The 9,185-nt window shown below is 44.6% G+C and carries 8 protein-coding genes, 3 tRNA genes and 1 pseudogene; 2 read left to right on the top strand and 10 right to left on the bottom strand.

Annotated features, from left to right (window positions below; all coding sequences use genetic code 11):
* From FWJ59_RS05870 to FWJ59_RS05915, 10 genes are all read right to left on the bottom strand, one after another.
* Positions 1-945 (bottom strand): small ribosomal subunit Rsm22 family protein (locus FWJ59_RS05870; protein ID WP_414481041.1); only part of this gene is annotated, 945 nt, incomplete at its 3' end.
* Between the two features lie 17 nt (positions 946-962).
* Complete coding sequence (locus tag FWJ59_RS05875) at positions 963-2,447, bottom strand: MATE family efflux transporter (RefSeq protein WP_414481042.1); 1,485 nt, start codon at positions 2,445-2,447, stop codon at positions 963-965.
* Positions 2,448-2,747: 300 nt separating this feature from the next.
* Complete coding sequence (locus FWJ59_RS05880) at positions 2,748-3,011, bottom strand: hypothetical protein (RefSeq protein WP_414481043.1); 264 nt, start codon at positions 3,009-3,011, stop codon at positions 2,748-2,750.
* A 122-nt stretch (positions 3,012-3,133) separates the two neighbouring features.
* Positions 3,134-4,846 (bottom strand): DNA polymerase/3'-5' exonuclease PolX, encoded by a 1,713-nt coding sequence (gene polX / locus FWJ59_RS05885; protein WP_414481044.1) that lies wholly within the window; start codon positions 4,844-4,846, stop codon positions 3,134-3,136.
* A gap of 193 nt (positions 4,847-5,039) precedes the next feature.
* Entirely contained in the window at positions 5,040-5,354 is a 315-nt protein-coding gene (locus tag FWJ59_RS05890) for a PadR family transcriptional regulator (RefSeq protein ID WP_414481045.1), read from the bottom strand.
* 131 nt (positions 5,355-5,485) lie between these two features.
* On the bottom strand, positions 5,486-6,271 hold the full coding sequence (locus tag FWJ59_RS05895; protein WP_414481046.1) for an RDD family protein: 786 nt from the start codon (positions 6,269-6,271) through the stop codon (positions 5,486-5,488).
* Positions 6,272-6,549: 278 nt separating this feature from the next.
* Positions 6,550-6,625, bottom strand: a tRNA-Val gene (locus tag FWJ59_RS05900).
* A gap of 32 nt (positions 6,626-6,657) precedes the next feature.
* Positions 6,658-6,734 (bottom strand) — tRNA-Met (locus tag FWJ59_RS05905).
* A gap of 37 nt (positions 6,735-6,771) precedes the next feature.
* Positions 6,772-6,848 (bottom strand) — tRNA-Met (locus FWJ59_RS05910).
* Between the two features lie 292 nt (positions 6,849-7,140).
* Entirely contained in the window at positions 7,141-7,575 is a 435-nt protein-coding gene (locus FWJ59_RS05915) for an OsmC family protein (protein ID WP_414481047.1), read from the bottom strand.
* Between the two features lie 287 nt (positions 7,576-7,862).
* On the opposite strand from FWJ59_RS05915, the gene FWJ59_RS05920 reads away from it, so the two are divergent.
* Positions 7,863-8,753, top strand: a complete 891-nt coding sequence (locus FWJ59_RS05920; protein ID WP_414481048.1) for a substrate-binding domain-containing protein — start codon at positions 7,863-7,865, stop codon at positions 8,751-8,753.
* 246 nt (positions 8,754-8,999) lie between these two features.
* A pseudogene (locus tag FWJ59_RS05925) lies at positions 9,000-9,185 on the top strand (phosphate ABC transporter permease subunit PstC); the annotation flags it as partial.

Raw genomic sequence — 9,185 nt, forward strand, 5'->3', positions numbered from 1 at the left:
CTTGCGCGCTTCTTTAAATTTCTCCTTATCCCTTCGGGTTACTACAATCTCTTCAATGCCCTCACGAGTACAAACTCTCAGATATATATGGCCCTTCCTAATTTGCGGATGCCGTATCACCACTCCTTTTACGCTCGCCCCGGGAGTGCGGGACAGACACACAAAAGAAAACTTTTCATCTTCATATGAAAGGATACCCCCTTTTATCTGCCTATGCAACCGGCTACGGTTCAACCTTTGAGAAAAGTGGCACCAGTCGTCTTGGACAATAGGGCAGGAACCATTGTGGGGACAGGGAGCTACAACGTTAGCGCCTTGAGACAACAACCGCTCCCGCACACGTCTTATCAATGAAAACCCAGATGGCGTACCAGGCTCAATAAGGATTAATAACTTCTCCGTGCTCTCCCACAGCTTTAGGGTAAACGGCTCTATACTCCGTTCCGGCAACTCATTGAGCGCATAGGACGCTATTACAACATCATGAGGTGCAATATCCCATTTCTCCATCACATTAGCTTTTATCCATTCCGCCTGCCTTATAGAAGGCAAGACGGAATGTTTTGCCAGCTTTTTGCCCATATCTATCATGGGCTGTTCTCGCTCAACTAAAGTTATGTGCTCCAGTTGAGGCCATACCATAGTAGCTGCCCACATGGCGGTGCCCGGCCCGGCACCTACATCCAAAAACGTCTTAGGCTTTAAATCCGTCAACCTTTCCTTAACCTGAACCATGGCAAAATATGCCGCAGCAAATGTGGCAGGCAGCCTGAAAGCCACATAAGCCAATGCATCTTCATAAGTACTGACATAGGATTTCCTCACCAAAGGCTTGCCGCTACGGTAATCTTCAGACAGCCTAGCTGCCAGCCCTGAAAGTTTTTTGGCTGGCATAAGTGCCAGCTGCTCCTCTATCGCACCTCTCAACTCATATGGCAGTTCCATACACCAATCCCCTTATACTATACTTTTATGGTTTTCCATTTACCCGAATTAAATCTCAACAGCACCAATAATGAGCGCAGCAGTTGATCGGCCACTAAAGCTATCCACGCGCCCACAAGCCCCCACTCTAGTACATGGACAGCAAACATAGCCAGCCCGGGACGTACCAGCAAAACGGTTACTAGCATAATCATTGCGATGGCCCTTGTATCGCCCGCACCCCTTAATGCACCGGACAAAATAAGCTGGGAAGATTGGAACGGTTGAATCGCGGCCACCAGCATGAGTATGCGGGCACCCTGCTCTACAACCTCCCTGTCATCGGTATACAGCGCCACTATTTCCTTACCAAACAGGATGAACACCAGAGCCAGTACCAGGGAAACTATCATCCCCAAACGCCTCGTATACCGGCTGTAGGCCTGTGCCATGTCCGGGCGCCTTTTCCCCAGGCTTTGCCCCATAAGCGAAGTGGCGGATACCCCGAAGGCTTGGCCGTTCATAAATGACAAGGCTTGAATGTTCATACACACATTGTGGGTTGCGAAAGCCACCGTCCCCAGGGAGGCAACGGTTTTTGAATAAGCTATTATCCCCGCTCTCATGACCAGCTGTTCAAACATCGCGGGCATACCTATATTGAATATGCTCCTCATTATGTCCCATTTGGGCCTAAAATCGTCCCTGAAGCTGAGCTTAAGATACCGATTTCCCCTCACTACAGCAAACATGGCCAATATAAAGGCCACGCACTGCCCTATGACGGTCGCTATGGACGCACCGACCACTTCCATCCTGGGGAAGCCAAAATGCCCGTATATCAGCATATAATTGAATATCACGTTGACCACGTTGGCAATCAGGTTATACACCATGGCCGTCTTGGAATCCCCTATGCCCCGCAGCGCCGCCGTAATGGTGCTGGTCATGGCTAATACCACGAAACCAACCATTTGAATTTTCAGGTAAACGGTACCGCCGGCCAACGTCTGCTCATCAGCCGCCCCCATAAAGCGCACCATATGCTCCGAATATACAAAGCCTACAACCGAAGAGATGGCCGATAGTATAATGGTTAGCACCAACGCCTGGCGCAAAACCTCATTTGCCCTTTGTTGATTGTCCTCACCCTTATACCGCGCGATCAAGGCAGTGGCCCCTACGTTCATGGCCATAAACATGGTCATCAGCAAAAACTTGGGCTGATTTGTCAAGCCGACCGCAGCAATAGCCCAAGGCCCCAGCTGTCCCACCATCATCATGTCAACCATGGATGCCAGCTGTGTAAGGATGAATTCCATAAAAGCAGGCCATGCTATCCTAATGATATCCTGATACAACATCTTCGAAGTTATACCGGGTGGAAGCTGTTTTGTAACGCGTTCGGCTTGTTGACAGGTTTCTAGGTCTCCAGGCTCTACTAAATCGAGAGCCAAACGGACCGGATGTTCAGATTCTTGACCCCCAAGTTTAAGCTTCAAATTTTCTAGCCTGACATTCATTTAACCCACACTTCCTTTAAAGCATAAAATTACATACATGAAATATTATACAATAAATAAAGCAGGATACAACCTGCTATATACACAAGAAAGGCTCCTTTTAACTTTTTCTCGCTTTATCTTTTAATAATACTCTCCCATTCTCCTTATCCCATCAAGCCTTAAATTTCTGGCCTCATTCTTAATTATACATTTTTACCATTATCCATTCAACCGCCAAAAATGCCTCCCTGTATGTAGGCTAAACTTGTAAATACACATTTTTCCGGCTGTTGACTAAAAGTTAAAAATAATAGTAGTTTACTTTTTTTTGGCAATGAACAAACTTTTAAGTCCTTCCGCAGTGCTCTTAGTGCCGGAATACAAACCCGATGCTGCAAGGCCCAGAGCAAGCCCCACAAGTATTCCCTTTTTAATATCATCAGGCGACAAATAGACCATCCCTATGACTATGCCTAAAATTGCCGACACGAGAGCTGCAAATTTAGAAGGAAGCCCAACTTGCTTTAAAAGCTCCACTATGCCCACGATTAAAGGAATAATAGCGACATCATAAATGGTCATCAAATTCCCCCCTTTAAGTTTGATTCGGCTGCCACTCTTTTGTTAAATTTCCGATATAATAAATATGCACCAGAGATAAAAATAATAATAAAGGCCAGGTATATTGCCTGGCCTTTGCTTCTCTACATCCTTCGCAAAAAATGTAGTAGCTGCTGTATGTCGTATGTATTTATGATATCCTTAGCCTCCAGCCAACCCTTTCGGGCAATTCCCACTCCGTACTTCACATCTTCAAGCCCATCTGTGCTGTGGGCATCGGGGCATATGGCAAATTTCACGCCCCTATCCCTTGCATACTTTATGTACCTCCAGTCAAGGTCCAGCCGATAAGGGCTGGAATTTATCTCAAGTACCTTGCCATATTCCCTGGCAGCCTCAATAACCTGGTAGATGTCTATATCATAGCCATCCCTTGAAAGCAGAAGCCTACCGGTCAAGTGCCCTATAATATGGGTATGTTTGTTCTCTATTGCCCTTATCAATCTTCTGGTCATCTCCTGCCTGCTCATCTTAAAATGGAAATGAATGGAGGCAATTACCAAATCGAACTTTCCTAAAACGTCATCGCTATAATCAAGGGAACCGTCGGGCAATATGTCTACCTCTATGCCTTTCAATATCGTAAAGTCGCTATACTTCCTGTTTAGATCCTCTATCTCTTCCCACTGCTCCAAAAGCCTTTCCTCATCAAGGCCGTTAGCATAAGATGCCGACTTGCTGTGATCTGTGATGGCTATGTAACTGTACCCCAACTCTCTAGCCCTATCCACTATATTAGCCAGAGAACTTCTCCCATCGCTATATGTGGTGTGTACATGAAATATGCCCTTTAAATCCTTCTCTTCCACTAGTACCGGAATCTCTCCTCTTTCAGCGGCTTCAATCTCTCCGGCATTTTCCCTGAGCTCCGGCGGTATGTATTGTAGGTTAAGCTTCTCGAAAATCTCCTCTTCCGAAGCACATTCAATTAAAACATCGTCCTTGAAAAGCCCGTATTCGTTCATCTTTATACCCATGGCCTTTGCCCTGTGTCGCATGGCAGTGTTGTGCTCTTTGCTACCGGTAAAGTGATGGAGCGCATAAGGAAACTCCTCATCCCTTACCACCCTTAGGTCAGCGTTTATGCCCGAATTCAAAATTACGCTAGTCTTGGTATCCCCTTTAGCCACCACATCTTTAATATCCTGAAAATTTACAAAGCTATCCATGAGTTCTCGCGGGGTATGAGAGGTGGCTATAATATCTATATCCTTCACTATCTCCTTCTTGCGCCTTAAACTTCCCGCAATTTCGCATCTTATAACCAACCCTGTACGCTCTAAATGCTCTTTAAGCTTTACCGCTTCCTGGCAAGCCTCAGAATAAAGATGGTATCCGCTGAACTGCTTTACAAACTGAATTCCCTCAAGAATCTTCTTTTGCGTCTTTTCTCCAAATCCCGGGAGGCTCAACAGCCTGTTTTCAATACACGCATACTCCAGCTCACCTACTGTGGTAATGCCCAGCTTGTCATACAATACCTTTACCTTTTTAGGCCCCAGGCCTGGAATTTTGAGCATATCCATAAGGCCGGGAGGTACAGACTGCTTTAGCTCTTCGTAATATTGGAGCTTCCCCGTGGTCACCAGCTCGGTAAGCTTCTTACTCAGAGCATCCCCTATGCCCTTCACATCCTTAAGGCGCCCTTCTTTAACTAACGTCTCCAAATCCTCATCAAGCACCTCGATAATGCGCGCTGCATTGTAATAAGCCCTGGATTTGAAGGGATTTTCCCCTTTAAGTTCGAGCAAAAGCCCTATCTCATTTAAAATATCCACTACCGTCTTTTTGTCCATAAGCTTTTCCCCTTTGCCACATTTTATAAGCGACAGCTGGTAACGCCTTATTCACCTGTATTTCCCTATCTTAAGTAAGTTATGTTCTTATGTAATTATATACAATCTGGTATGGTCTTATAGGTTATTTGCATGGACAATCGGGCTTATAACCCCTTAAGGTCAAAAAAACATCGAACGAAACGCCGGCTTGTCAAAAAGGAATCCCCAGCCTCCTTACCCCTTCTACCAGCCTGTGCCACTCCGCAATCATCGTGTTAAGATAATCAAGGCCGGCTGAGGTAATGCGGTAGTACTTCCTTGGGGGTCCACTAGGCGAATCCTTCACATACGTTTCGGTGTATCCTTCTGCATTTAACCGCCTGAGTATGGCATATACCGAACCGTCATACACATCGCTGAACTGGTCCTTTATGGCCCTCATTATTTGGTAACCATAAAGCTCCTTATCTCTTAATTGATAAAGGATACACATCTCCAGTACCCCTTTTTTAAGCTGCGTATTCATGGCATCCTTGTTTTTCCTCCTTCGTGATGTTTGGCCTTATTTGTGTTGTCACCAGATTTGCCCTTCGTTACAGCAATTTTTTACAACCATTTGCTGAAAAACAGTCCAGATCCTATTGCGCTGCCGCCTCGTTACCTATCCTCAACGACCACGGTTCCCGCCAGCTTATCATGGATGGTGTTGTTGGTCTTGGAGAAAACAGCCCAGAAGAAGGAGGCGATGTAGGATATGTTTGAGATAATACCCGCCAGCAGGACCTTGCCAACGAACTGGCGTATAATTATATCAAGGGGCTTTAAAGCAGATCTATCCTTCTTAACCACCTTTATACCCATCAGGCGCATGCCTACCGTCCTGCCCTTCATCAATATCATGGCCAGCGTGCCGTACAGCCAGAAGAAGATGAAACCCATCAATACAAGCACAATTTGGATATTTATCACATGAGGAGAATAAGTGTAAACCCTCTCTACTCCAGAACCGGTATAAGAGAAAATACCGCTCAATTGAGAAGCTAAAGAGAAGATTAGAAATAGAGGGATTAAAGGATTAATAATCATAATTGGAAAAACAGAGAGCATCAATCTGGGCGCTCCTATAATAATACAAAGCAAAACCAACGGTATCAAGGATAGCACGTAGTCGATTATAAAAGCCACAATGCGTTTGCCAAGGGGTGCAAGAGGGTAACCGTTTTCATCGTTTAACTCTGATGTGTTTGGGCTCTCGTCCACAATAGCCTTTGCCACCAATGCCGGCGAACCCAGCATATCGGATATCTCTTCCTCTGTCTTACCCTCGGCCTTGCCCGACTCAAATATTTCATCATAATCCATAATGATATTCTCTAGTTCGTCATCGCTGACCTTGCCCATCAAGTTATACTTGAGTTCCCTTAAAAATTCGCTCTTTTTCACCTATATCCCTCCACCATCATCGATTTCCTATCAGCCATATAACTATTATTCATTGAATAATAGTCTGGCAACAGTATATCATACTATTGTTCAAAAAACAATAGTTATTTAAACAACAAACATCATCAAAATGCCTCGCTGAATTGAAAATTTAGCTTCCAGTCCCGTAGGGACAGAATATTGAATTCAAATTCAAGCAATTGTAGGGTCATGACGCTGGCTTAAACAGCAATCTTGGAAAAATAAAAAACTCCGGCACATACCGGAGATCTTAACATTGGTGGGCGCAATAGGACTCGAACCTATGACCCCTTGCTTGTAAGGCAAGTGCTCTCCCAGCTGAGCTATGCGCCCATGGCAGTCAATTTTTAACCCCTCTATAATAATGGTGGCGGCGAACGGATTCGAACCGCTGACCCTTCGGGTATGAACCGAATGCTCTAGCCAACTGAGCTACGCCGCCACACTATCGAGCACGATCTTAATTTTTTAAATAAAACTGGTTGCGGGGGAGGGATTTGAACCCTCGACCTTCGGGTTATGAGCCCGACGAGCTACCTGACTGCTCCACCCCGCGACATTCACCCTTTAAAGCCCTTTTCTCGTTAGCGGCAAGTTATATTCTATAACAAAATCTTTTTTAAGTCAATACCCTTTTTTATCTTTGTCCTATTATTCAAAATGGAAGTTAGATGGGTAGGATACTATTGCTTATAGACGTATCACGCTACCGTTAAAAATAAATAATGGGTAAATTAACTGACTATAGTAAAAAATGGCTATTTAAGAGCCATAAACCATATTTTATGAAGCTATAAGTAATTCAACAATCCTTGTGGTCGCACATATGATTGCAAGTAACTCCATTCTCATACCAGGCTTATCTTTACCGGCGTGCCATTGGACAAAGTATCGCTGACCGGGCACCTGTCTTCTACGGCATCAAGCCACTTCGACAGCGTTTCGGCATCGGCATCACTATCGACCTTTATGTTGACCCTGATCTCCTTGTACCCTGCCCTTTCAGCATTAGACTTGCCCGTAAACCTTGCAGGATTCAAATCGCCCTCCAGGTCGATCTGTAACCCCTTAAGCTCGATACCCATCTCCTTTGCCACCACATGGCCTACCACATTAATGCATCCGGCAAGAGCTGCCAGGAGGTACTCCACCGGGTTGGCTCCTGCATTGGTCCCGCCAAGGCTTTCGGGCTCATCGATGATAATCTTAAATCCCCTTGTCTCTACCACCGTCTTGGTAGGGTTTTCACTATGTGCTTTAGCTCTAAACTTCAAATCTGCCATTTCATCATCTCCTATAACTTTGTTTTATCCATAAAAGCATATCGATCAGCTGCTTTAAATTGCTTAAAATTCGTTCGATTTCCAATTCACAAACTCCTCAAGGAAGTAAAGCCTTCTTTCCTGCTGCAACAATAAGCATATAATTTATATTTACCCTGTTTTAAGTCAATTTAAAACACAAAAAATTTTACACAGATTTTACATAGGCCTGCCTTCAAGTTTACATTACCATTTTATACTGTCTTACGAAAGCAAGCAACAAAAATAAAAAGGAAGGAGCCCAAACCATGAAAAGAACAGCAATCATTTTCATGTGTGGAATGCTCATGCTCGCTGTTTTAACAGGATGCGGCGTTCAGAATGGAAATTCAAGCAGCAACGATGATTTTGATGTTTCAAGAGAGATTCATGTAATCTCTCGTGAAGAGGGATCAGGTACCAGGGGTGCTTTCGTAGAGCTGTTTGGCATTCAGCAGAAAGACAGCAACGGCAATGAGATCGACTATACAACGGAAGAGGCCCGCATAGTGAACAATACAGCGGTAATGATGACATCTGTCGCAGGAGACAAATACTCCATAGGATATATATCCCTGGGTTCTTTAAACAATACCGTGAAAGCGCTTAAAATCGACGGGGTTGAGCCCACGGCGGACAACGTAAAAAGCGGAGAGTACAAAATCGCCCGTCCCTTCATCATTGCCACAAAAGGCGAAATAAGCAAAGTGGTACAGGACTTTGTAGAGTTTATCATGAGCAGCGATGGCCAAAGAGTGGTTGAAGAAAACGGATATATCCCGGTATTGGATAATCCGGCTTACAGTGGGGATAAGCCCGCAGGCAAAATCGTAGTCGCGGGTTCGTCATCGGTCTCCCCACTTATGGAAAAGCTCAAGGAGGCCTACCTTGCTATCAATCCCAATGCACAAATTGAAATTCAGACCAGCGACTCAACCACCGGCATCAATTCGGTTATAGACGGGATATGCGATATAGGAATGTCGTCCAGAGAATTGAAAGAGAGCGAACTCAATGCCGGTTTGACCCCCATCACCATCGCTATGGACGGGCTTGTGGTAATCGTCAACAAAGGAAATCCAGCAGACAACTTGACAAGCGAGCAAGTCAGGGCCATTTTCACAGGCGAAATAACGCGGTGGTCAGAGGTGTTAGAGTAAAACTAATCATGAGATAAGCGCAGCAGTGTAAATACATGCTTTAGTTCATATTTAATCATCTTTAATTTTGATTTTAGTGTAAAAAGTCTATTTTGCTGCTCAAGACGAAATCTGCAATTTTGAAGCAAAAATGACAGTATGCAAAATTGCAAGTCAAAGCGTTGCTCTATAAATCGAACATGCGGTAAATGAAGTTTCAGCAACAAAACCCATCTATCCATAATTTAAGAAGACGGTGAGACAAAGATGAAAAAATACAAAGAAAAGGTCATGCAAATGGTATTTTTGATAGCCGCCTGCACCTCAATCCTTGCCGTAGCCTTGATTTGCGTATTCCTGTTTGCCAACGGAATACCAGCCATGGCTGAAATCGGAGCACTTGATTTCCTTCTAGGCAAAAAATGGAGGCCATCCAATGACATCTACGGGATT

It is taken from the genome of Caldicoprobacter sp. (assembly GCF_047459465.1).
Classification (GTDB): Bacteria; Bacillota; Clostridia; order Caldicoprobacterales; family Caldicoprobacteraceae; genus Caldicoprobacter.